At 28.8% G+C, this 25,687-nt stretch carries 24 protein-coding genes and 1 tRNA gene; 16 read left to right on the top strand and 9 right to left on the bottom strand.

The features are described 5' to 3' along the window. Positions 1-8 precede the first annotated feature (8 nt). Positions 9-85 (bottom strand) — tRNA-Arg (locus ACXYRP_RS02185). 266 nt (positions 86-351) lie between these two features. Between ACXYRP_RS02185 and ACXYRP_RS02180 the strand changes: the two genes are divergently transcribed. Continuing rightward, a complete protein-coding gene (locus tag ACXYRP_RS02180; RefSeq protein ID WP_458615118.1) occupies positions 352-501 on the top strand; it encodes a hypothetical protein in 150 nt (49 codons plus the stop codon). A gap of 6 nt (positions 502-507) precedes the next feature. On the opposite strand, the gene ACXYRP_RS02175 is transcribed toward ACXYRP_RS02180, so the two are convergent. Both ACXYRP_RS02175 and ACXYRP_RS02170 read right to left on the bottom strand, forming a co-directional pair. Beyond that, entirely contained in the window at positions 508-732 is a 225-nt protein-coding gene (locus ACXYRP_RS02175) for a hypothetical protein (protein ID WP_458615117.1), read from the bottom strand. After that, a complete protein-coding gene (locus ACXYRP_RS02170; RefSeq protein WP_458597265.1) occupies positions 725-1,582 on the bottom strand; it encodes a DegV family protein in 858 nt (285 codons plus the stop codon). Before ACXYRP_RS02170 ends, ACXYRP_RS02175 begins: the two co-directional genes overlap by 8 nt. Before the next feature lie 103 nt (positions 1,583-1,685). On the opposite strand from ACXYRP_RS02170, the gene ACXYRP_RS02165 reads away from it, so the two are divergent. The 9 genes from ACXYRP_RS02165 to rsmI all read left to right on the top strand — a co-directional run bounded on the left by ACXYRP_RS02165 (position 1,686) and on the right by rsmI (position 11,865). Beyond that, on the top strand, positions 1,686-3,296 hold the full coding sequence (locus ACXYRP_RS02165; protein WP_458615116.1) for an MAG5620 family putative phospho-sugar mutase: 1,611 nt from the start codon (positions 1,686-1,688) through the stop codon (positions 3,294-3,296). A 24-nt stretch (positions 3,297-3,320) separates the two neighbouring features. Further along, positions 3,321-4,667, top strand: a complete 1,347-nt coding sequence (gene hisS, locus ACXYRP_RS02160) for a histidine--tRNA ligase (RefSeq protein ID WP_458615115.1) — start codon at positions 3,321-3,323, stop codon at positions 4,665-4,667. Position 4,668: 1 nt separating this feature from the next. After that, complete coding sequence (aspS, locus tag ACXYRP_RS02155; RefSeq protein WP_458615114.1) at positions 4,669-6,369, top strand: aspartate--tRNA ligase; 1,701 nt, start codon at positions 4,669-4,671, stop codon at positions 6,367-6,369. 385 nt (positions 6,370-6,754) lie between these two features. Beyond that, the gene (dnaX, locus tag ACXYRP_RS02150) at positions 6,755-8,734 is read left to right on the top strand and encodes a DNA polymerase III subunit gamma/tau (RefSeq protein WP_458615113.1); all 1,980 of its coding nucleotides are present in this window, start codon (positions 6,755-6,757) and stop codon (positions 8,732-8,734) included. Between the two features lie 11 nt (positions 8,735-8,745). After that, positions 8,746-9,036, top strand: a complete 291-nt coding sequence (locus ACXYRP_RS02145) for a YbaB/EbfC family nucleoid-associated protein (RefSeq protein WP_435130268.1) — start codon at positions 8,746-8,748, stop codon at positions 9,034-9,036. A gap of 5 nt (positions 9,037-9,041) precedes the next feature. Then, entirely contained in the window at positions 9,042-9,632 is a 591-nt protein-coding gene (locus ACXYRP_RS02140) for a toprim domain-containing protein (RefSeq protein ID WP_458597260.1), read from the top strand. A 9-nt stretch (positions 9,633-9,641) separates the two neighbouring features. Continuing rightward, positions 9,642-10,289 carry a dTMP kinase gene (tmk, locus tag ACXYRP_RS02135; protein WP_458597259.1) on the top strand — a complete coding sequence of 216 codons (648 nt, stop codon included), beginning with the start codon at positions 9,642-9,644 and terminating at the stop codon, positions 10,287-10,289. Positions 10,290-10,298: 9 nt separating this feature from the next. Further along, on the top strand, positions 10,299-11,150 hold the full coding sequence (locus ACXYRP_RS02130) for a hypothetical protein (protein ID WP_458614196.1): 852 nt from the start codon (positions 10,299-10,301) through the stop codon (positions 11,148-11,150). Then, positions 11,143-11,865: a 16S rRNA (cytidine(1402)-2'-O)-methyltransferase gene (rsmI, locus tag ACXYRP_RS02125; protein WP_458614197.1), complete on the top strand. Its 723-nt coding sequence runs from the start codon at positions 11,143-11,145 to the stop codon at positions 11,863-11,865. The genes ACXYRP_RS02130 and rsmI overlap by 8 nt, the downstream gene beginning before the upstream one ends. Before the next feature lie 28 nt (positions 11,866-11,893). Here rsmI and ACXYRP_RS02120 read toward each other — a convergent pair whose 3' ends face one another. Genes ACXYRP_RS02120 through ACXYRP_RS02100 form a run of 5 tightly spaced genes read right to left on the bottom strand, consistent with a single transcriptional unit; the run spans position 11,894 to position 16,763 of the window. Further along, the gene (locus ACXYRP_RS02120; protein WP_458597256.1) at positions 11,894-13,852 is read right to left on the bottom strand and encodes an MIP family Ig-specific serine endopeptidase; all 1,959 of its coding nucleotides are present in this window, start codon (positions 13,850-13,852) and stop codon (positions 11,894-11,896) included. A gap of 11 nt (positions 13,853-13,863) precedes the next feature. Then, positions 13,864-14,598, bottom strand: coding sequence for a type III pantothenate kinase (locus ACXYRP_RS02115; protein WP_458597255.1), 735 nt, complete (start codon positions 14,596-14,598; stop codon positions 13,864-13,866). 30 nt (positions 14,599-14,628) lie between these two features. Continuing rightward, entirely contained in the window at positions 14,629-15,459 is an 831-nt protein-coding gene (locus ACXYRP_RS02110) for an alpha/beta fold hydrolase (RefSeq protein WP_458614199.1), read from the bottom strand. Beyond that, positions 15,459-16,442 (bottom strand): lipoate--protein ligase, encoded by a 984-nt coding sequence (locus tag ACXYRP_RS02105; protein ID WP_458614200.1) that lies wholly within the window; start codon positions 16,440-16,442, stop codon positions 15,459-15,461. The genes ACXYRP_RS02110 and ACXYRP_RS02105 overlap by 1 nt, the downstream gene beginning before the upstream one ends. Positions 16,443-16,445: 3 nt before the next feature. Next, positions 16,446-16,763: a hypothetical protein gene (locus tag ACXYRP_RS02100; protein WP_435130242.1), complete on the bottom strand. Its 318-nt coding sequence runs from the start codon at positions 16,761-16,763 to the stop codon at positions 16,446-16,448. Positions 16,764-16,972: 209 nt separating this feature from the next. Here ACXYRP_RS02100 and ACXYRP_RS02095 point away from each other — a divergent pair, with 209 nt between their 5' ends. From ACXYRP_RS02095 to lpdA, 6 genes are all read left to right on the top strand, one after another. Next, positions 16,973-17,932 (top strand): phosphate acetyltransferase, encoded by a 960-nt coding sequence (locus ACXYRP_RS02095; protein WP_458614201.1) that lies wholly within the window; start codon positions 16,973-16,975, stop codon positions 17,930-17,932. A 78-nt stretch (positions 17,933-18,010) separates the two neighbouring features. Next, a complete protein-coding gene (locus ACXYRP_RS02090) occupies positions 18,011-19,390 on the top strand; it encodes an FAD-dependent oxidoreductase (protein WP_458597251.1) in 1,380 nt (459 codons plus the stop codon). A 43-nt stretch (positions 19,391-19,433) separates the two neighbouring features. After that, entirely contained in the window at positions 19,434-20,546 is a 1,113-nt protein-coding gene (gene pdhA, locus ACXYRP_RS02085) for a pyruvate dehydrogenase (acetyl-transferring) E1 component subunit alpha (RefSeq protein WP_435130234.1), read from the top strand. Continuing rightward, on the top strand, positions 20,546-21,538 hold the full coding sequence (locus tag ACXYRP_RS02080; RefSeq protein WP_435130232.1) for an alpha-ketoacid dehydrogenase subunit beta: 993 nt from the start codon (positions 20,546-20,548) through the stop codon (positions 21,536-21,538). The genes pdhA and ACXYRP_RS02080 overlap by 1 nt, the downstream gene beginning before the upstream one ends. A gap of 29 nt (positions 21,539-21,567) precedes the next feature. After that, the gene (locus ACXYRP_RS02075; protein ID WP_458597250.1) at positions 21,568-22,503 is read left to right on the top strand and encodes a 2-oxo acid dehydrogenase subunit E2; all 936 of its coding nucleotides are present in this window, start codon (positions 21,568-21,570) and stop codon (positions 22,501-22,503) included. Position 22,504: 1 nt separating this feature from the next. Continuing rightward, positions 22,505-24,361, top strand: a complete 1,857-nt coding sequence (lpdA, locus tag ACXYRP_RS02070) for a dihydrolipoyl dehydrogenase (RefSeq protein ID WP_458615112.1) — start codon at positions 22,505-22,507, stop codon at positions 24,359-24,361. An 84-nt stretch (positions 24,362-24,445) separates the two neighbouring features. On the opposite strand, the gene ACXYRP_RS02065 is transcribed toward lpdA, so the two are convergent. Then, entirely contained in the window at positions 24,446-25,504 is a 1,059-nt protein-coding gene (locus ACXYRP_RS02065) for a zinc-dependent alcohol dehydrogenase family protein (RefSeq protein ID WP_458615111.1), read from the bottom strand. Between the last annotated feature and the right edge of the window lie 183 nt (positions 25,505-25,687).

Here is a 25,687-nt window from a genome sequence, read left to right as displayed (position 1 = left end):
TAAAAAAATGGCGATCACGAGAGGATTCGAACCTCTGACCACAAGCTTAGAAGGCTCGTGCTCTGTCCATCTGAGCTACGCGACCACTAGTATTTATTTTATCATAATTTGATTGTAATTTAAATTATTTGATTATATTTTATAATTTTTTGTTCATGTTTTTTCAGCTATTTTCATAATTATTATTTTTCTTCTCTTTTCAATAATTCTTATTATATTGAATATCATTTTTAATACAAAATAATTATGTGTATAAACATAATTATAATTGAAAATTAATATATCAAAGCATACTTCTAATATTTATGATAACTTATTATTGATACACAATATAATTAGCTTCAATTATGAATGAATATAAAATATCTTGATGAAAATGAAAATGTAAGTATTAACCAAAATATCTTAAACGATAATACAATTGAGTTTTATGAATATCTAAAAGATTTATATCTAAATACTACTAATAAACCAAAATTATCTATAATAAAAATAGCATAATTTCTGCTATTTTACATGCACAATAATTTGTCAAATAATTATTCCTACAATTACGATTAAAAGCAAAATTGAAATAATTGAAATTACATATATTCAAGTATTTCTACGATATTTTTTTATTGCTTCTTTAGGTAATGTATTTTCTTTAATAATTGAATTTACTAATGTAGTATATTGAAGATCTATTTTATCTTCGGTGTCTGTATTTATATTTGTTTGTTTTTTACTCATTTTTTTCTAATTCTACCATCACAGATACTGCAAATGCTTCTGGACCAGTATGTGCTGCAATAGGTAATGGAGTTGTTATTTGTGTGCTTGCCTTGATAAATTGATCAGATGTAATTGCTTGATTAACTTCATCATTAACACCTGAAATTAAATCTACATAATATTTAGCATTTTTGTCTATGTTTTTTAAACTATCTATAAACTCATTAACTAAATCAAATGCCTTAGCAGTAGCATTTTTAAAGTTTCATTTTGTTGCCACTGATTTAACTTTACCTTCTTCGTTATAGCTTAATACAGGGTATACTTTTAATTTAGATAAAAGAAATTTTTTAATACCAGACAACCTACCACCATTAATTAAATATTCTAAACGATAAGGAACAATAAATGTTCTTGATGTTTCATTAATATTATTTAATGTTTCAAAAAGTTGGTTAATGCTCGCACCGTTTTCATACATTTTTTTAAGATGTGCAACTGTTCGAACAATTTGATTGCCAAACAAGTGATTTTCCATTATATGCACATTTGACAGTTCCATTGAAATACTACGAGCTTGCATAAAAGTGTTAGATAAATGCTGTGAGATACCTAAATAAATCACATCATCATAGTTTTTTGCTGCATCTTGAATGATTCGAGTCATCTTGTCTATTTTTGGTAATGAAGTTTTAATTTTAGATGTAACCGATATCTTTTTTAGTATTTCTAGATTTGATACATATCCATCTTCAAAACTTTCTCCATCGATTTCTACTTGTAAAGGTAAAAATTTATAACCTAGTTCATCTGCTTGTGCAACTGATAAACCAGAAAAAGAATCTACTATTATTCCCAATCTTTTCATATGATAATTATATTTAAAAAATATAAAGATATAAAAACAAATTTAAAAATTTTGAGCAAATGAAATATGAATAAATTTATGATAAAAATATATAATATCAAAGATGAAATTTAGTGAGCAGAAAATCAAAAATTGACATTCTTTTTATTATAACGAAGGAATTGAAATAATTTCACTTCCTGATTTTTTCAATCATATAAGGCTTGCTAATTCTAATCCTGAATATAAAGTAAAAGCAACTAATTTAGGTATCGAATTTAACTGTGATAATCCTTTTTCAATGCATTGTTTTAACATATATACACTAATAGCAATTACCAAGAGTTTGTTGATAAATATTAAAAAGCGCAATAAAACTCTTTTGTTAGGACACTCTGAAGGTATTGATGCAAAAATATATGAGTTATTTAAGCGATCTTTTTCACATAAAAGCATAAAGCTACTCGAATATAATATTAATGTTATAAATGAATTTATTATTATAAACACAACATTAGGTATTGATGTTGATTATTATATTTATTTATATAAAAATCCATTTAATAATAATTACTACATTAAAATTTATCATGATTTATTTTTAATTTCTGTAAACGAACAAAAGCAACTGTTAAATAATGTTTTTGAATTTGATAAACAAATTATATTGCATAATTTTTATAATTTGTTTATCTTAAAAATAGATAAATTTTTATCTTTTTACAAATTAAAACTTGAAAATCAAAAACATCTTTTCCTTGAAAATCAAATTGATCGCAATAATTTAAATATTAAAATTGCTATAAACAATCCTGCTGATAACAATATCTTACAGAGTTTGCTAAATTCGCTAGGTTTTAATGTAAAAGAAGCTTCAAATCTAAGAATCCAAGAACGAAGTAAAAATTTATTTTGAATTTTTTTTAAATGAAACCTTTTTTCCTATCAAAAATCTAAAACTGATTTTCTAATTACTTCTGATAAAAAAAATCGTTATAATTTTTTTTTCAATATTAATGACAGATATATAAAAATAAATAACGAAGAATTAATTTATTTTTATATTAACTATTTCTTTTTACAGTGAAAGAATGAAAATAAACTTCAGCAAAATAAGGTTATAATAACACATAGTGTTAGTAAAAATATCATTAATTTATTAAATAACTTTAATATTCCTTATGAATTTGCTGAAAAATCTGATACTAAAAATGTTTTATTTGCTAATATTTTAGAACATTTTGGTGCAAATAATAATCAAGCATTAGAATTTAGTAATTTACAGTTCATTATCAATATTTGTCAGATGTTGCTTTCTTATAAAAATAACAATAATTTACTTGATTATAAATACTTGAAGATGCGTAATTATTTTAAAAATACTATATATATAGTTAAAAAAATCAAAATACCTTTTTTTAAATCAACTAATCTTGCTACATTTTTTCAAGTAAATCAATCCATATCAAGAAATTATCGAATATCTAAAATGGAACAACTAAATGCATATAACACCTATAGTTATGAATTTTTAAACCTTGAAATCCAAAATAAAAAGCAGCAAGTTTTCAATATCTGCATATATTATGATTTTAATCGAGAAAGTTTGATATTTAAGCAAGAACATAATTTTGAATACACACAAATTGAATATTATTTAAATAAATTTAAAGGTTCGCATCTAAACAACATAATCATTAAATATGTAAAGAAATATCTTAACAAACAAAATTAAAGTAAAATATAATAAAGGAGAAATATGATTTCTAAAGTAAAGGGAACAAAGGATTATGATATTGTAGAATATCAAATTAAAGACTTAGTAAACTTGGTATTTTCAGATATATGTGCAAATTATGGTTTTAAAATGATTGAAACACCAGTACTTGAAACATCTGAATTATTTAAACGTTCTGTTAATGAATCAGAAATTGCTAAAAAAGAAATGTATGAATTTTTAGATAAATCGAATCGTTCATTATGTTTGCGTCCTGAAGGAACTGCATCTTTTGTGCGTGCTTTTATTGAAAATAAGTGATATACATTAGTAAACGAAAAATTCGCATACAATATGCCAATGTTTCGCTACGAACAACCACAAAAAGGACGCTATCGACAGTTTTATCAAGCAGGAATTGAGTTTGTTGGTCCTAAATCATATTTAAAAGACTTCTTAGTTGTGCAAGTTGCTATTGATATTTTAGAAGCATTAGATATAAAATATGTGCTTAAAATTAACTCAATTGGAGATAAACAAACTAGAGCAAATTATGAAAATGCCTTAACTGAATTTTTAACAAAATACCAATCTCAATTAAGCCAGATTTCGCAGCAGCGTCTTAAAGATAAAAAAGTTCTTAGAATTTTAGATGACAAAGTTGATTCTAAACTACCTTTTATGCATAAAGCTCCAAATATTCAAGATTATTTAAGTAAAGAATCGAAGTTATATTTTGAAGAAATTAAAGGTATTCTAGATTTTTATGAGATTGAATATCATATTGCACCTGAACTTGTAAGAGGACTAGATTACTATGATGAATTTGTTTTTGAAATAACAGTAAAATCCGATAAAGCAGGTTCTCAGGACACATTAATCGGTGGTGGTCGTTATTCAAATTTAGTCTCTGAATTAGGTGGTCCAGATGTATCAAGTGTTGGTTTCGGATTTGGAATAGATCGTTGCATTGAATTAATTCGAGAAAATATTATTAAAAATACAGAACCGTTACAACAAATGCAAAATCAAAAAGTCGATATTTATTTTGCTGCATCAGTAAGCAACGAAAATCTAGAAAAACTTTTTCATTTAGCTCACTACGATTTAAATGGATTAACTAATTTTTATCATATGGATTTTCATCTAATGAAATCCAAAAAAATATATGAAAAAGCAAAAAAATTAAATGCAGTTTTTTTAATTACAGATGACAAATTACTACCTCATAACTCTTTTTATATCAAAAATCTTATAACAGGTGATAAAATGCAATTTTATTTAAATAGTGATGGTGTTATTGATTTACTTAAATTTATCAATGATGCAGATGTTTTTGAACCCGAAGTAGTGAGTGATTTTATTGCTCAATATGAAAGTGAAGTATAGTATGAATAAGACAATTAAAAATAATGAGTTAAATATCCACAATATAGGACAGCAAGTAACTTTATATGGTTGAGTTGCAAATAAACGTCGTTTTGGTGAATTAAATTTTGTTGATTTACGTGATAAATACGGTATTACTCAACTGGTTTTCAATCAAGCAATTAACTTTGCAAAAGAAAGTGTTTTAGAAATTACAGGACAAGTTGTTAAACGTAAAGATCCAAATCTTCAAATACCAACAGGGCAAATAGAAGTAGTGGTTTCAGAATATAAAGTTTTATCAACTGCAAAAGAATTACCATTTCAAATCCGAGATGATATCGATGTCAAAGAAGAAATTCGCCTCAAACATAGGTTTTTAGATTTACGGAGACCAATAATGCAAAAAACAATCGCTTTAAGAAATAAAGTGATTTTTGCGATGCGAGAATATTTGCAAAATAACGAATTTTTAGAAATTGAAACACCTATTCTATCTAAAGCAACCCCTGAAGGGGCACGCGATTTTTTAGTTCCCACACGTGATTTAAATTCTTTTTATGCACTGCCGCAATCACCACAGCTATTTAAACAACTGTTAATGATTTCGGGTTTTGAAAGATATTTTCAAATTGCTAGATGTTTTCGTGATGAAGATTCAAGAAAAGATCGACAACCAGAATTTACCCAGTTAGATATAGAAACATCTTTTTTGGATGTTGAAATTTTTCAAAGGATAGTTGAAGAAATGTTCCAATATTTAATGAAGAAAGTTATGAATGTTGATATTAAAATACCATTCGATCGTGTCAGTTATGATGATTGCATCAGAAATTATGGTAGTGATAAGCCGGATTTTCGATATGAGCAAAAAATAGTTGATATTAATAGTTTTTGTAATAATTCTTATTTTGATATCATCAAAAATGCTCCTGCAAAAAGACTCTTGAAAATAAATGAAACACTAAACAAAAAACAACTTAAAACATTAGAAGAGATCTCAAAGAAAAATAAGGCAAATGCTTTATTTTACTTGGTGGTAGAGCAAAAAATAGTTACAGCAAGTAATTTTGCTTCAAAAGCAGGCGATTCAGTTGAACAACTCTTAAAAGAGTTTAATTATGCTGATGGAACATATTTAATTGTTGCTAATACCTTTGAAAATGCTTCACAAGCACTTGGTGCGTTGCGGGTAGAACTAAACACCTGATTTAATTGAGCTAGAGATGAATTTAATTTTAAATGAATTACTAAATTTCCAATGTTTGAATATGATGTAGAAAACAACAAATGAGCAGCTGCACACCATCCTTTCACACAATTTGATCACGATTTATCGCAAATCGATGCAATGGATAAATCTGATATAAAAGCTAAAAGTTATGATTTAGTATTAAATGGTTATGAATTAGGTTCGGGTTCTGCACGTATTTATGATAAAGATGTGCAAGAAAAAATGTTTGATTTAATCGGTTTGGATAAGCAGGCACAAGAAAGTAAATTTGGTTTCTTTTTAAAGGCTTTAGATTACGGAGTTCCACCACATTGTGGAATCGGACTCGGTATCGATCGAATCGTTATGATTTTAGCTAATTTAAACACAATACGCGATACAATTGCATTCCCTAAGAATTCTAAGAATCAAGATGTTTTCACTAATGCGCCTTCATCAGTTGAAACTCAACAACTAGATGAATTGTTTTTGCAAGTAAAATCAAAATAGTAAATTAATAAATTAAAAATGATTTGTTTTTACTTCTTTTTTTGGTAAAATTAAAGAACTTGTTTTAAAATAAACTTAATATATAATAAAAAGGAAATTTATGCGTAAAGAAGTTAGACTTAAAAACAAAATGATCGCAGAAAAAAGAGCTAAAAAACTTTCTAAAGAATATGCAAGAGATTTAAGAAGACAAGAAAGATTAGCACAAGCACAATAATTTAACCCAAACGGGTTTTTTTACACTTTTTTACTTGCTTATCAAGGATTTATAGCAATTTATGAAAACAATATAAATTATTTTTTCTTGTTATTTTTATAGTTTTTTATAAACTTAATAAATTTAATTTATAATTTATAAAATACAAAATAAAAGCAAAGGAGGATAATGGAACATAAGGCACTTTATCGAAAATATCGACCTAAAACTTTTGCTGATGTTATAGGTCAAGAACATATTATTGAGACATTAAAAAACATACTTAAAACTCACAAAATACATCATGCTTACTTATTTAGTGGCCCAAAAGGAACTGGTAAAACGTCAGTTGCTAAAATATTTGCTATTGTACTAAATTGTATGCATACACACGATTTGACTCAGGCTTGCGAAAGTTGTTTATCAAACTATAATGATAATTTTGACATTATTGAAATGGATGCTGCTTCAAACAATGGAATTGAAGAAATTCGTGATTTAAAAGAAAAAGTTGAACAGGTTCCTATCAATGGGCACTTTAAGGTATACATTATCGATGAAGTGCATATGCTAACTAAAAGTGCCTTTAATGCTTTACTTAAGACACTTGAAGAACCTCCAAAACATGTGATATTCATCCTTGCAACTACTGATCCACAAAAAATTCCTTTAACAATTTTATCTAGGGTTCAAAGATTTAATTTTAAGCGAATTAACGAACAACAAATCGTCAAGCAACTTAAAAGTATTTTGATAAAAGAAGATATTAAATTCGAAGAAAATGCTCTTAAAACACTTGCTTCTCTTGCTTCTGGGGGGATGCGTGATGCACTTTCACTTGCTGAACAAGCTAGTTCATTTAATGATAATAAAATCTTATTAGAAGATGTGGTAAACAATTTTGGTTTGATGTCTTTGCAAAAAATTATTGATTTAATTATTTATTTAAAAAACAACGATATAATTAATATTTTAAAATTGATTCAGCAAATGCAAGAAGATGGAATTGATCCAAAACATTTTCTAATATCAATTTTAGAAGTTTTAAAGGAATGAATTATTTTTTCTAAAACTTACGATATGCAAATATTGCATCATATTAATCAAGATGATTTTTATAAACTTCCTTTAAATAATGATTTAGCAGTTAAAATATCAAAGAATATTTATGATATTTTAACTAAAATAACAAAAAGCGAAGAACCTTTTAAACTAATTGAAACAGGATTTATTAATATAGTTGATTTGGATAATTCACCTAAAATTAAAGCAAATCACACTCAAAATCAAGGAAAGAAAATACCTGAAAAAAATGATGAAATAAATTTTATTAATCAACCATATAAAGAACAGGTAACTGAGTCCCCTATTTTAGAAGAAAATAAACTAAATGAATTATTCACAGGTGATGATTTCTTAAAATCCAAGTTTAATAATCTTGAAGTTGAACCTAAGACAAATGCAGATATCAACTACACTGATGTAGATGAAACAATGCAGCATACAAAAGAATTGTTACTGAAAACTAATGAATTTATTCTTTCATCTAACGAACATAACGGAAACAAAGAAGATTTAGAAAGTAATATACTTACTGATATTGATACATCAGAACAATTATTTAACAATACAATTGAGATTAATATCCCACATAATCATCAACCGATCAAATATCAGTGAGAAGGTGAAGACGAAATGGAAAGTATGCTGAATTTAGTTTTATGAATCCAACAAGATCGTAACAATCGCAGCACAAAAGATGTTTATAACAAACTAAAACAAGATGCTGAATTTACTAATAATCGAGTAGATTTAAATCGTTTTTTTGAATGATTTAGAGTAATTGATATTTTAGTAGCAACAAAAAATGCAATTATTTTTCAGTGTAATGATGATAAAATGATTGAATTATTAAATAAAAATAAATATAAAGTAGATTTTCAGAAGTTTATAGATTATGTTTATGGTGATGGATATAAATGATTATATTTTGTAAATTCTAATGATCGTGAAAATATTAAAAAACTTGTCACTGAATATCGTAGAGGTAATTATAAACTCAAAAATCCTATACATCAACCTGAAAAACTTATTAATGTTATTCCGAACGATCGCGAAGATCAAATTGAAGCTTCGAAATATATCTATAAAAAAACTTGAAAATCATAGAAAGGCAAATTATGAATGCAGATTTTATTAAAAGAGTAAAACAATTACAAAAAGAAATGCAAATTAAACAAGATGCATTTTCAAAACAAGAATTTGAGGTAGAAAAACAAGGGATTAAAATTGTGGCTACTGGTGATATTCAAATAAAAAGTATTGATATTGATCCAGTTTTAATAGATCCAGATGACAAGGAACTACTTGAAGATTTATTAATCGTTACAATTAATGCTTTAGTTGACAAAATCAATGAAGAACAAGATAAAATAGCACCAAAAGAAATGCCTGGTGGGCTTCCTTTTTAATTACTATGTTTGATTCAGATGATATAATAAATCTTTCTCAAAAACTAAGTAAAATACCAGGATTTAGTAAAAAAACAGTTGAAAAATTTATCTACTGGATTTTTGAAAATGATCAAAGTAGTGTTAATTTACTCGCAAATGAAATTAAAAAAATTAAGGAAAAAACTAAATTTTGTCCAAATTGCACTAGTATATTAACAGAAAATCAAGAATGCAAAATATGCACAGACTTCGATCGCAAAAACACTCTTTTAGTTATTGAAAGTCTTGCTATTTTAAACAAGATAGAAAAATCAGGTATATACTTCGGTAAATACTTTGTTTTTGATAAAAAAATCGAAAATGAAATACAATACAATCAAAGCATTACAGAGATAAAAAAATTTTTAGACTATGCGCAAACCTTTGATGAAATTATTTTAGCACTTTCTCCTACTTTAAAAGGTGAAATTGTAACTAACATACTTAAACAATCATTAAAAGAAAAAGGTTTAAATGTTTCACAAATAGCAATTGGAATACCATTAGGTGCTTCAGTTGATTATATCGACGAAACTACCTTAAAATTCTCAATAAAAAATCGTCAAAATGAATAGAGGACATTTATGTTTATTACATTCGAAGGATTAGACGGAAGTGGAAAGACCACTATTTTAAACCTACTTATTCAATATTTCAAAGAAAAATATCCAAACTTACCTTTTATTTCAACACGCGAACCAGGTGGACATAACATCCCTGAAGCAGAGCGGATTAGAGATATTATTCTTGATAAAAATAGTGATTTATCCCCTGTTGCAGAAGCGATGCTATATTCAACTAGTCGCAGGATTCATCTTGAGAAAGTTATTTGACCTGCATTAGAAAAAGGTGAGTTAGTGCTTTGTGATCGCTATATTGATAGTTTCTATGCTTATCAGGGGTTCGCACGTAAGTTAGGATATGATTTTGTTAAACAACTAACAAATTTAATTATTGATAATGCAATACCTGATTTGACTATTTTCTTTGATATCACACCTGAAAAAAGCAAGGAACGCCGTGATAAAAATCGTTTAGTTCAAGATCGTCTCGATAATGAAAAAATGCAGTTCCATCAAGATGTTTATTTAGGTTATCAAAAACTTATTTCCGAAAATCCTTCAAGATTTATTATTGTTGATGGTTCTGAAAATGCTGATGTAGTATGCAAAGAAGTTGTTGATAAACTCCATCAAAATCCTAAATTTTTAAGTTATATAAATAATAAATAAATAATAAAAATGTACCAAATACTAACTAAATTCGATGAGTTAAATAAAAAAAATAAATTGTCACATTTATACCTTTTTAAAACTAATTCAGATAATGTTAATATTTTTTTATTGCAGCTTATTAACATCATTAATAATACTAAATTTGCACCAGACACAGATTTAAGCAAACTTACAAATAATATTTATTTAATCGATGGAAGCAAGGATATAATTAAAAAAGATGATGTTCAAGCAGTAATTTATCAAGCACAATTTCAACAAAATAATAATCAAAAAACCATTATAATAATTAAAGATATCGATCATACTACACATATTACAATAAATAGTTTTTTAAAATTTATTGAAGAACCAAATGATAATACAATTATTTTTGCTACCACCAGCAAGATAAATAAGGTTTTACCAACAATTATTTCACGATCTCAAATTATTAATCTTATCCCTTTTTTAAAAAAACCAAATAAGGAAAATTGATACCAAAATTTTAGCGAAAACGAGCAGCATATAGTAATTTTGAAACAATTAATAACTTATTTTGAACAACTATTACAAAATAATTCAAAATATACACTTAATTTATTTTTAGATTTTTTAAATGAAAATCTAAAAAAAGAAAATATTTTTTTCTTTAATGCATTAAAATACCTATTTCAAACCAGTAATTTATTAAATTATAAATATAAAGAATTGGACAAAATATATAGATTAATAAATAGAAAAACACAAAATATTCGACAAGTTAATTCTGCTAATAAATTAATGCTTGAATTTAACAAAAATTTATCAGATTATAACAGTAATTTTGAGATGCAAAAAGTTGCTTTATTAATTAAACTTAGAAGGTTATATGAGTAAGTTATATATAATAGGAACTCCAATAGGTAATCTTAAGGATATAACGTTTCGCGCTGTTGAAACTTTAAATAAAGTAGATATAATTGCTTGTGAAGATACCAGAGTAACTACCAAACTATTAGAACATTTTAGTATAACCAAAAAAACATTGATTACTAATAATGCTTTTAACGAAAATGCTACTGCTAAAATTATTTTAAACTTTCTGCAAGCACAAAAAAATGTCGGATTGGTTTCTGATGCTGGGATGCCTGTTGTTTCTGACCCTGGTTTTAGTATTATTAATCTTGCAAGAAATAACGGATATGATATTGAAATAATTCCTGGTGTTTCTGCAGTAACAACAGCGTTTGTTGGTTCTGGATTTTCTAATAATTTTACTTTTTTAGGTTTTATCAAAGATAAAAGTCAGCAGCGAAAGAATCAACTTACTAATTTATCTGAAGGAACATATATTTTCTTTATATCACCACATAAACTACTTCAAACCATCAAAGATATTTATAATGTTTTTAATGATAATGTCAATATATGTTTAGCTAAGGAACTTACAAAAATTTATGAACAATGATTTTTTGATAAACCTTCTGTGTTAATAACCAAGTTTCAAAATATTGAAAAAATAAAAGGTGAATATACCTTAGTTATTAACATCCCAAAAACAAAACATATTAAGGTGAATAAATATCCTAAAATTAATAAAAATATCGTTTAGCACTGCTATATAGTGCTAAACGATTTATTTATTTAAAACCATTTGGAAATAATGCTGTCTTAAACGGTGTTTGTGAATTATCAAAACCATTCGGATAAATTATTGATAAATTTTGACGATACGAAGCTGTTTGTGCCGGGTATTTCTTCTTATCACTCCCATCAATTAAATTATATGCTTTTAATTTACCAAAATCATGTGATAGAAAGAACGGTGCAAATCCAGCTACCTTAGAAAAGTCATTCTTTTGAACATCTGAAGCAACTGCATCATATATACCTATCATTTGTCCAAATTCATTATACACAAGCGAACCAGATGCTCCATAATATAATGATGAAAATCAAATTGAATAATTATAACCATAATAATTACCTAGCAATCTTCCTTGTGCTGAAGTATAAGGTGTATAATTACCACTATTAATCTTTTCTTCTGCGCTATTTGTAGGTAATGCAAAAGTTTTTTCATTTGATTTACTTCGTGAATTTCATTTTAAAGAAGTTGAATTTCTTTCAGTTGGATTATTAATACTTCATGCTGCTGTTCCTGATGCATCAGCTTGTGGATAGCCACCTATATATACTTCTTTTGAATTAGTTAAACTGTTTTGGTTTTTTTCATTAAATGCACTCATATAATCAACAGTTTGCATATATACAGAAGTTTTTTTATCTTGATTAGGTAATTGATTTGTTGCATTTAGTCTAGCTAAATAAGAATCAACACCTGCTATAGCCAATTTAAACATTTGCTGTGCTTGAGTATTTAACTTAGACATATCAATATCTATTTCAAAAACAGCAAAATCTGTATAAAATGGATAAAAATTCTCATCTTTTAATTGTTGCTTTAAAATATGTCCTTCATCGCTTTCATCATCGGGATCAGCATCAGTAGTATAATTTTTTAGTCGTTCTTGTGCTAATTTCTTTAAATTATCTTGAAATGGTTGAATATATTTGTGATCAATAAAATCAAAACCTGCAAAAATTAACTTTGGAGATGATATACCTACTGCTTTTGTAGTTTCTGATGCGGCTGAATCAGACTTATTTGCATCCAAAAATTCATCTGCTGATGCGAATCATTTAACAGTATTTGCGCTATCTGCTTGATAATTATAGTTATTTTCTTTGATTGTAAAATCAGTTTTTTTTGCTGCTTTACCTATTGAGATTGAACGAGCTTTAATATTTCTTGGATCAATATAATTAAGTTTATTAGCAACATTTTCATCTAATGTATTTGATAAATCAGCTGCAACATGTAAATTAGTTGCTAAGAAAAGTTTATATTTATTATCGTCTTGTTTATGATAATCAAGTAATCATGCTGTCCCACTATCTGTTGAACGAAAATCATTACTGTGATCACCTGTCTTATTACCAACACCGAATTTTATAGCAAAACTGCGATCAAAAATTTCATTATATAACTGTTTTCTATCTACTACCTTATATTGCTTAACAAAATCTGGATATTGATTATTTTTACTATAGTCTTGTGTAGGAATATGAAAATCCGGTGGTAAAGGCGGGGGGGTCACGGGTTCTTTTGGTTTATCTGGTTTTGATGGTTGTGGAATTGGGTTCGGTTCTTGTTTTGGTCTTTGTTTTTTAAAAACCAAATTAGTACTTATTTGATTGGTATCTACAATTAATTTTTCAATCTTATAATCTTTATCAAAGTCTAAATTAGTTACATTAAATTTAATTTCCCTTGAATTTTTATCAAAACTTATTGCTGTCAATTTTTCAGTTAAACCACTTATTTGTATTTGTATTTTATCAGTTGTTATATCTGACGAAATTGGAATTTCATATGCTTTTAATGTTAAAATATACTTATTTGCTTTATTTTCAACACCAGAAACAAGTATTTTATATTTTTGTGGTTGCTTTTGTTGGTTAGTTGTCCCACATGAAATTGCAAGTGCAGATGTTAGCAATGAAACAAATGTTAATAGAGATAATTTTCTCTTCATATTTTCCTTTCTTATATACTTTCTTTGAGTTTATTATTAGTAAATAAAATTAAAGATTTTACAACAATTTCCTCTTCAATATTATTAAAAATTTCTTTATTAAAGAAACTTAAATCTCCTCCGGTGAAAATTATTTTATAATTTTGCTTATTTATATAATTTAAATACATAATTAAAGATAAAATTCTAAATTGAATCCCTGATGAAACTGCATCAGAAGTATTATAACCGATATTTTTTATATCTTTATTTAATTTGATTTGTTTAACTAATGAAGTATTATCAAAAAGTGCATTTAAACCTTTTTTTATCCCGGGCATTATGCTAACACCGATTATTTTTTTATTTTCAGTTTTACTTAAAACTAATGCTGTCCCTAATGAAACTACATAACCACTTTCATATTTATGCCCAATATAATATGCAGCCAGTAATATATCATTTCCCACTTCTTCTTTTGCTATTTTTTTATTGAATGTTAAATCATTTTCATTGAAATCCAAATATGAAATAAATTTATATTTTATTTTTAAAAAATCAAATACTTGCGATAAAATGATATTTTTTTCTGGTTTAACAGAAGAAATAATAATACTTTTAATATTTATTTTGTTTTTTATTTGAACAATTTTTTCTTTCAATGAATCAAAACTTAATAATTTCACCTCTAATTTTTCAATTATTAAGTTTGAATTCAAAAAATAACCAATTTTAATTAATGTATTACCAAAATCAATATATAACATAAGACTCCAGAATAAGAAAATAAAAGGTTATTAACCTTTTATATATAAATACTCAACAAGTTGATTAATTTTTTTATTTATTGCTTCAGGTTGCTCAAAAAATAAGGCATGTCCACAATTTTGCAAAAGTGTTACATTTTTTTGCATCTTATTTGCAATATTTTTTATAGTAAAGTAAGGAACAAATTTATCATTAATACCAGTAATAAATTCATAGTCATTATTTGCTTGATATAAACTTTTAATGCTTGTTTTTAGGTAATTGAGATTTAAAATCTGTGATGTAACCATATTTAAAAACATAGGTCGCTTTCTATCCATTAATTTCAAAAACATCGTAGCAACTTTTGATAAGTTTTTACGATAATCCAGTTTATCATTATAAATCAAATTATCTGAACTTTCATAAGCTGAATCATAATTTTCAGGTATGAGTCAACTTTTCATTCTTTTGATTGCTGCTTCAACACTTTCACCTAATTTATTATCCAAAATTTCATAATTTATCGGTGCTGCTAGTAATGCTTTTTTAACTAAATTATTATTTAATAAATACAAAGCACTTGCTCCTCCAAGTGAATGCCCAATAACAAGTTTAAAATCATAATTATATTGCTTTACAAATTCCAATGCAACCTGCTGATATAACTCAATTGATATTGCTTCTTTAGCACTACTGAAACCACAACCGGGAAAATCGATAGCAACTACATCATAATTACGATTTTTCTGTAAGTAAACTTGGTTTGCAAAAGCAGCAGAGGAATTAAATCCGTGTAAAAATAAAACTTTTGGTTTACCGGTGTTTTCTTCTATATAATGTATTCTTTCGTTTAAAATCTCTATATATTTACTTTCCATTATTCACCAAACATAATATCAACTATTTCTTGTGGACTAATGCTTCCAAAATAGTTATCTAAATTAGGTACTGATTTTAAAAATTCTAATATTTTATTTTTCTCAAAATCAAGTCCAACTAATGCACTTTCGATGCTTTCGGTTCCTAGTAAGGTAAGAAAATCACCTTCAAATTTAATTTCAACTATCTTGTTTTCTTTTACATTAGCACTTATTTGTAAAATTCCACCATCTGTTTTCTTTTCGCTATAAAAGGAAAATTCCGGATTCTTACCTAAAACTCACTCATTTGATGATCTAATTTTGCGCAATTGTGGAACTAAGGTAGTATATTTTTCAGGTATATCAAGCAATTTTGCATCATATTTATGCATTAAATATTCGATGAATTTATTTTTAAATTCATCAATGCTCATTTTTACTGGTAATTCATCTAAAATGTTTGTCACTCTTTGTCTTGCACTATTAATTCCTTTAGATTCCATTTTCAATTTACTTGGATTTAAAACAGTTGAAAGTCTTGTTAAATCAACATTAAATAATATAGTTCCGTGGTGTACAATTTTATTTTTATAAATAAATTGTGCATTACCTGAAAATTTTGCACCATTTACTACTAAATCATTTCTTCCTTTAAATTGTGCATCTAAACCAAGTGATTTTAAGAAATTAAGAACCGGCTCTAAAAACTTTTGATAACTATGCTCTGTTTTATCATTAGTAATAAATGAGAAATTTAAATTACCAAGGTCATGATAAACAGCTCCACCACCTGATAAACGACGATATAAACCTATTTTATCACGCTCTAAAACATCGAATTTAACTTCCTTATATGCATTTTGATTACGTCCAATAATCACATCATTAGCATGTTGATAAAGATAAATAATATCTTCATGATTATCTTCATCTTTAGCCATTATTTCTTCAAGAGGAAGTGTGTAAAATGGTGTAGTTTCCTTACATACATATATTTTCATTTTTTACTCCTTATTTACTAAATCAAAATTTGTTATACTTTTAAAAAGTTTAACAAATTTTGTTTCATTTTCCTTAAGATTTAAATTTGTAACACCAAAAATATTGATTTGTCCATAATCTCAGCGTTTTTGGTATCGATTTTTATCAAGCAAAAATAATAAATCTTCGATGAATCAGTCAAAATATTCATCAGAATACTTTAAATTACGAAGTAATCCATTAATTTTTATATCCAAAATACGATTTTGATGATTTAGAATCTCGAAATCAAAAGATAAATTTAATTCTTTGCTTGTTACTGTTTGAAATTGCTTCTTCATTATTTAATTATATCACTATATAAATACAAATGAAAAAGTTAATAAAAAGCAGTATTTTTAATTATAAAATAAACTTTTAATGACAAATTGAGCAAATTTATTGCATACATTTTCATATTTAAAGCAGATTTTGCAAAAATACTGCTATATTAAGGATTTTTATTTAGAATATATTATAATATAATCGTATTTAATATTTAAGGAGAAGGATGAATTTCCAAAAACAATTAGAAAATACAATTTATCAAAAAAATACTCAATTAAAGAGTAAGAAGACTATTTTGCTTATTGATGGTGAAGATCAAAGATCGATTCAGGCAGCAGCTAAAGTTGCTGAAAGTGATTTAGTAAATATTGTGTTATTAGTTTCACAACACAACTGCTCACTTACACCTAATATCAAGCAGGAAGTTATCTCAGATGAGAAAAAATCAGAATATGCAAAGCAATATTTTGAATTAAGAAAAGGAAAGGAAACTTTAGAAGCATCAGTTAAAAACCTTAAACAAGCACCTTTTTATGCAATGATGATGCTTAAAAACAAAGAAGTTGATGGGGTTGTTGGTGGATTAAATTACACAACAGCTGATATTTTACGGGCTGCTTTTAAAGTAATCGGACCTAAGAAAAACATCAAAACTATTTCTTCTGCTATGATTATGCATAAGGATGAACAAAAATACCTATTTTCAGATATTTCAGTCAACATCAAACCTAATGCAGATCAATTAGCAGAAATCGGATTAAATGCCACCGAATTTGCTAAAAGCCTTGGTTTTGATCCAAAAGTAGCTTTCTTGTCTTTTTCAACAGATGGTTCAGCAGTTAGCGATGAGTCAAAATTATCTGCTGAAGCAACAGCAAAATTTAACGAACTTTCAGATACTAAAGCAATAGGAGAAATCCAATTTGATGCAGCATTTGATGAAAAAGTAAGACAATCAAAATACAAAAAACCTGCATATACAGGAGTTACAAATGTTTTTGTGTTCCCTAATTTAGATGCAGGTAACATCGGATATAAGATTGCACAACGTTTTGGGGGATTCGGTGCAATCGGACCAGTTATTACAGGGATTGCTGAACCTGTAAACGATCTATCAAGAGGATCAACCACAGAAGATGTTTATAATACAGTTTTAATTACTGCATTACAATCTTATAAATAATATGAATGCTTTTTGTTATTCTGATAAAGAATAAAAAAATTTATAATTATTCATATTAAATAAAACGGAGGTTATTTAATGAAAATTATATCAATAGGAGCAAACCATGCTGGGACTTCATTTTTAAGAACAATGAAGAAAATTGCTCCAGACTCACATTTAGTGGCATATGACAAAAATACTGACATTTCTTTTTTAGGATGTGGTATTGCTCTATGAGTTGGTGGGGAATTTTCTAATCCAGATGGATTATTCTACTCAAGTATTGAACAACTTAAATCACTTGGAGTAGACATCAAAGACGCTCATGATGTTATAGAAGTAAATCGTGAAGAAAAATATGTTGTAGTTAAAGACTTAAGAACTGGACAAGTTTTTAAAGACTACTATGACAAACTTGTATATGCTGGAGGAACTTGACCAATTATTCCACCTTTTGAAAACATTCACTTAGACAACATTTTAGTTTCTAAAATCTTTGCACATGCAAAAGAAATTAAGGCTAAGGCAGAATCAAAAGATGTGAGAAATGTTGTTGTTATTGGTGCTGGATACATTGGTGTGGAAATTGTCGAAGCATTCCATAAATATGGAAAACATGTTACCTTAATTGATATGCAAGACCGCATTATACCAAACTACTTTGACAAAGAATTTACTGACAAAGTTGAAGCAGCTATGGTAAAAAACGGAATTCAATTACAACTTAATGAAAAAGTTCAAAGATTTACAACTAAAGACGGAAAATGTGTTTCTGCTGTTGTTACAGACAAAGGAACATACGATGCTGATTTAGTAATCTTAGCTATCGGATTTAGACCAAAAACCGAATTAATTCAAGGTGTTGACAAACTACCTAATGGTGCAATTAAAGTTGACAAATTCCAAAGATCATTATCAGATCAAGATGTTTATGCTATCGGTGATGCAGCTTCAATGATTAGCAATGTTTCAGATGAATATGTAAACATCGCTTTAGCAACAAATGCTGTTAAAACTGGTATTGTTGCTGCTTTCCACTTAGCAGGAAACGAAACTATTCCATTTCCTGGATACTCAGGAACTAACGCTATTAGTGTGTTCGATTTCAACTATTCATCAACAGGACTTTCAGAAGTAGCAGCATCTAGACATCCAAAATTCAAAGATTCTTATGCTGTAGAATACTTTGAAGACAATGATCGTCCTGAATTTATGCGTAAACACTATAAAGTATGAATGAAAATTACATATGACAAAAACACACTTAGACTTTTAGGAGCACAAATTGGTTCAGTAGGTAAAGAAGCAAACCACACCGAGGTAATTTATATGCTATCATTAGCAATTCAAGAAAGATTAACCTTACCACAAATTGCATTAATGGACTTTTACTTCTTGCCACACTTTAACAAACCATTTAACTTTGTAATCCAAACCATTTTAAATGCTTTAAATCTAAATTACAACAAAAAATAAGGAAATTTTCCTTTAAATCAAACATTAAATCAGAAAGGATGTTATGACTTTTAAATTTGTAAAACCTGGATTAGTAATGTCTAAAAAAGAAGAAATTGTTCGTTTCTTAGACATTGATGGAAATTTAACAGCCGAAGGTAAAAAACACGACCCTAAATTATCAAAAGAAGAATTGTTAAAAGCATATAGATTCATGGTTCTTTCAAGAAGACAAGATGAATATATGACACAACTTCAAAGACAAGGGAGAATGCTTACTTTTGCACCTAACTTTGGTGAAGAAGCATTACAAGTAGCGTCTGCTATGGTGTTAACCAAAGACGACTGATTTGTTCCAGCATTCCGTTCAAATGCAACTATGCTTTATATGGGAATGCCTATTAAAAATCAATTATTATACTGAAATGGAAATGAACGTGGAAGTGTAGTTCCAGAAGGGATTAATTTACTTCCTGTTAATGTTCCTATCGCAACACAATGTTCACATGCTGCAGGAATTGCTTATGCAGCAAAACAACTAGGTAAAAAAACTGTATCAGTTTCTTTCGTTGGAAACGGGGGAACAGCTGAAGGTGAATTCTATGAAGCAATTAATATTTCTTCAATTTGAAAATGACCATCAGTTTTCTGTGTAAACAATAATCAATGAAGTATTTCAACACCTGAAAAATTTGAAACTGGTTCTGAAACAGTTGCTGCTAAGGCTGCTGCTGCTGGAATGCCAGGAGTTCGTGTTGACGGAAATGACTTGTTAGCTTCTTATGTAGTAATGAAAGAAGCAGTTGAATTTGCTCGCGAAGGAAATGGACCTGTTTTAGTCGAATTCATTACTTGAAGACAAGGACCACATACAACATCAGATAACCCTAGAGTATATCGTACTGTTGAAGAAGAAAAAGAACACGAAAAATGAGAACCTATGCACCGTATTGAAAAATATCTATACGATAAAAAATACTTAACCGAAGCAGAAAGAGATCAAATGTGAGAATCTGCAATGGAAGAAGTTAAGAAAGCATACAATGAATCATTAGAAGAATTAGATGTAGACATCAATGAAGTATTTGACTACACCTATCACACACTTACACCTGAATTAGAAGAACAAAAACAAGAGGCTTTAGCTTACTATGCAAACTTAAAGGAGAGTAAATAATGGATAAAACAGTTACATTAAATAACATTGGTGCTTTAACTAATGCTATTGATTTAATGATGGAAAAAGATCCAACAGTTGTTCTTTGAGGACAAGATGCAGGGTATGAAGGTGGAGTTTTCAGAGCAACCGAAGGATTACAAAAGAAATACGGGCTTACCAGAGCTTGAGATTCACCTATTGCTGAAGCATCGATGTGTGGTGTTGGAGTTGGAGCAGCTATTTATGGACTAAAACCTATTGTTGAAATTCAATTCCAAGGATTCTCTTTCCCTGCATTTCAACAACTTTTTGTGCATGCAGCTAGATATAGAAACAGAACTCGTGGAAGAGTAACAGTTCCAATGGTATTAAGAATGCCTATGGCAGGTGGAGTTAGAGCTCTCGAACACCACTCAGAAGCGATTGAAGCACTTTATTCACACATTCCTGGATTAAAAGTTGTTATGCCATCAACTCCTTATGATACAAAAGGATTAATGATAGCAGCTATCAATGACCCAGATCCAGTTGTATTTTTAGAACCAAAGAAAATTTACCGTTCATTTAAACAAGAAATTCCAGCTGAAATTTATGAAGTTCCAATTGGAAAAGCAAATGTTTTAGTTGAAGGAAACGACTTAACTCTTGTAACATACGGAGCACAAGTTCACGAATCACTTGAAGCACTTAAAAAACTTCAAGCATCTAATCCAGAAATCAGTGTAGAATTAATTGACTTAAGAACTATTAAACCAATTGACACTGAAACTATTGTAAATTCAGTTAAGAAAACCGGAAGATTACTTGTGGTTCATGAAGCCGTTAGATCATTTTCAGTTTCAGCAGAAATTATTGCTAGAGTAAACGAAAGAGCATTTGAATACTTACAAGCTCCTTTAGCACGTTTAACCGGATACGACATCACAGTTCCTTTAGCACGTGGAGAAAAATATCACGCAATTGATAGTGATAAAATTGTTGCTAAAATTAAAGAGGTTGTTTCTTTTTAGGTTATAATTAACTACTAGAAAGGAAATTTATGGAAAGAAAAATCGCAACTCCTATTGCTCGTGCTGTAGCGAACAAATTGGGAATTGATATTAATTTAGTAACTGGAACAGGGCCACAAGGTAGAGTTACTGAAGCAGATGTTCGTGCATTTGCTGCAGCACCTGCTGCAAAACCTGCTGCCCCTGCTACCGCTGCACCTGCTGCTACTTCTGCTGCTCCTGCAGCACATGTTGATGTAGTGAGCAAACCTGCACCTGTTACCTTAGACGGAAGAAGAGAAAAAATTACTCCAATCCGTAATGCTATTGCTCGTGCAATGAAAACTTCACAAGCATCTGTTGCATACTTTTCATTAGTAAATGAAATTGATGTAACACGTCTTTGAGATTTAAGAAAATCAATCGTAGAAGATGTGCAAAAAGCTACTGGGGTAAAATTAACATTCTTACCTTACATTGCAAAAGCAATTATTACTGCTTTAAAAGAATTCCCTATTTTTGCTGCTAAATATGATGAAGCAGCTAACGAAATCGTTTATCCTACAACTATTAATTTAGGAATTGCTGTTGATACAGCAGCTGGGTTAATGGTTCCTGTAGTAAAAGATGCCCAAAACCTTACAATCGTGGATTTAGGTAAAGAAATTATCCGTTTAGCACTTGCTGCTAGAGATAAAAAAATTAAACCTAATGAAATGTCTGGTGGATCATTTACCATTACTAACTATGGTTCAGTAGGTGCTTTATTTGGAACACCTGTTATTAACTGGCCTGAAATATCAATCGCTGGTGTCGGAGCTATTCTTGATAAACCAGTTGTTAAAAATGGGCAAATTGTACCTGGTAAAGTAATGAACTTTACCGTCGCTGCAGACCACAGATGAATTGATGGTGCTGCTGCCGGTAGATTCGCTGCTAGAGTTAAAGAATTACTTGAAAAACCAGAAATTTTAGGAGTTTTATAGTATGCATAAATTTAAATTTGCTGATATAGGAGAAGGATTACACGAGGGAACAGTTGCTGAAATTTACAAAAAAGAAGGTGATGAAGTAAAAGAAGGTGATTCGCTTTTTTCTGTTGAAACCGATAAAGTTACTTCAGATATCCCTTCACCTGCAACTGGTAAAATTGTGAAGGTTTTAATGGCTGTCGGGGATGTTATCCATGTTGGCCAAGAAATATATTATATCGATGATGGAAGTGGAGATGTTGAAGAAGCAGCCCCTGTCGCTGCTCCTGCACCAACTAAAGAAGAACCCGCTGAAGAAGGTGGGGGAGCTTCAGTTGTAGGTGAAGTTAAGGTTTCAAATCAACTTTTTGACCTTTCTTCATTCAAAAGACCAGCAACCGCTACCAAACCTGCACCAGTTGCACCTGCCTCAACATCTGCTGCACCTGCAGTTGAGGCAAAGAACACAGGAAAAGCATATACAGGTAAAGTTGAAGAAGAATTTGACTTAATTGTTATTGGTTCTGGGCCTGGTGGATATTTAGCCGCTGAAGAAGCAGGTGGTGCTGGATTAAAAACTTTAATCATCGAAAAAGAATTTTGAGGTGGAGTCTGCTTAAATGTTGGATGTATCCCTACAAAAGCATTATTAAAAACTACTGAAGTTTTATCAAATATTAAACATGCACACGATTTTGGAATTGATGGAATAATTGATGTTAGTGTAAACTGAGAAAAAATGCATGCCAGAAAAGCCGGTGTGGTAAAACAACTTACTAATGGTGTACAAGCTCTAATGCGTATGAACAAGGTTAAAACTATCCTTGGAACAGCAAAATTTATTGGAGCCCATGAAGTTGAAGTTGATTCAAAAGTTTACCGTGGGAAAAATATTATCATTGCAACCGGTTCATCTGATCGTAAAATACCACTTCCTGGATTTGAAGAAGGTTATAAATCAGGTAAGTTAATTACTTCAAAGGAAGCAATTAACCTTAAAAACAAACCACAATCATTAACTATCGTTGGTGGAGGTGTAATCGGGGTTGAATTTGCCCAAGTATTTTCTGCTGCTGGAACAAAAGTAACTATTTTACAAAACCTTCCAACTGTTTTAGCAATGCTTGATAAAGATATTATCAAACAAGTTACTGCTGATTTAAAAGAAGCAGGTGTTACAGTTATTGCTAATGCAAATACAACAAAATTTGAAAACAACAAAATTTTCTATACTGTAAATGGTAAGGAAGAATCAATTGAATCAGAATTAGTTTTAGTTTCTGTTGGTAGAGTTCCAGAATCACTTGGTTTAGAAGAAGTCGGAATCAAACTTGGAGATCGTAAGCAACTTTTAGTAGATGAATTCTGTAAAACCAATGTTGATGGTGTTTATGGTATCGGTGATGTTGTAGGTCAATCAATGTTAGCACATGTTGCTTACAGACATGCAATTGTTGCTGTATCTAACATTCTTAAAAAAGAAGTTAAATACTCTTCAAAAACCGTTCCTGCTTGCGTTTACACCCATCCAGAAATTGCAACTGTCGGATTAACTGAAGAACAAGCAAAAGAGCAAGGTAAAGATTTTATAGTAGCTAAACACCAATTCACATTCATTGGTAAAGCATTAGCAGCACACGAAGAAAAAGGTTTTGCTAAATTTATTATTGGAAAAGAATTTGGTGAAATTCTTGGATGTCACATTATTGGTGGAACAGCAACAGACTTAATCTCAGAGGTTGTTTTAGCTATGGATTTAGAATCAACTATCTATGAAATAGCTTCTGCTATACACCCACATCCAACTTTCTCAGAAGTATTATGAGAAGCTGCACGTAATGCAGTACATCAATTAAACAAACTAAAAAAATAAACAAAATAAAAGTATAAGTTCTCACTTATACTTTTTTTCTTTTTATGACTAGAAACAAAAACCAAGGATAATCCTTGGATTTTGTTATTTAGTTAAATCATTTTCAATAATAACTTTGAGCGCTCTATTGTCTCCGGCATGCTTAAAGATGTTATATGCAGTTTCCATTTCTGAAAGCTTAAAGTGGTGTGTTACCATTTTGCTTGCATCGATTTTTCCTGATTCTAAGACATCTAAAAGCATTTGTGTAGTTGTTGCATTTACTAAACCTGTTGAAAAAGTAATGTTCTTAATTCATAGTTTTTGCAATTCAAAACTTACTGGTTTACCATGTACTCCAACATTAGCTATGTGTCCACCGATAGCAACTATATTTTGTGCTACATCAAATGTTGCTGGATAACCAACACATTCCATTGCCACATTTACTCCATGTCCATTAGTAATTTCCGAAACTTTTGCTTTAATTTCTTCTAAATTACCTGATTTAATAGTATGTGTTGCACCGAATTTTTTTGCAAATTCTAGTCTTGATTCTGATAAATCAACCATAATAATCTTTGATGGTGAGTAAAATTGTGCTGTCAGTAAAGCGGCTAAACCAATTGGTCCTGCTCCAATAATTGCAACAGTATCTCCTGGTTTAATATGAGAACTTTGTACCCCGATTTCAAATGAGGTAGGGAAGATGTCAGATAACATTACTAAAGCATCATCAGATACTGTTTTAGGTGCATGATATAATGAACCATCAGCATGTGGAATGTGTACAAATTCTGCTTGTGTTCCATTAATATTATGTCCTAAAATTCATCCACCTGTTTCACAGTGTGCGGGAAGACCACGTTTACAGTAGTAGCATTTATTACATGATGTAATACATGAAACAATAACTTTATCACCTACTTTAAAGTTAGATACTGCTGAACCTGCTTCCTCAACTATACCAATTCCTTCGTGTCCTAAGATTTTACCAGGTTGTGTTTCAGGAACATCTCCACCTAAAATGTGTAAATCTGTTCCACAAATAGTAGTTTTCAAAATCCGAACAACTGCATCGGTAGGTTTAATAACTCTAGGTTTGTCAAAGTCAACTAACTGTACTTTTCCTTCTTTATTAAATGTAATTGCTTTCATTTTCATAATAATTTCTCCTTTATTTTAAATAACTATTTGATAGTATTATACTCTTATCTATATAAGTTGTTGAATTTTTTAGAAAAAATATGAAATTCATTTCATGTTTTTATCAAAACTGGTTTACTTTTTTTGTTTTGAATATATTACAAACTAATACCAACAATGCATCCAAATTTATATAAAAGT

The organism is Mycoplasma sp. 5912 (assembly GCF_054353835.1).
The sequence above is the reverse complement of the archived record's forward strand: the minus strand, read 5'-3'. Positions and strand labels throughout refer to the sequence as shown.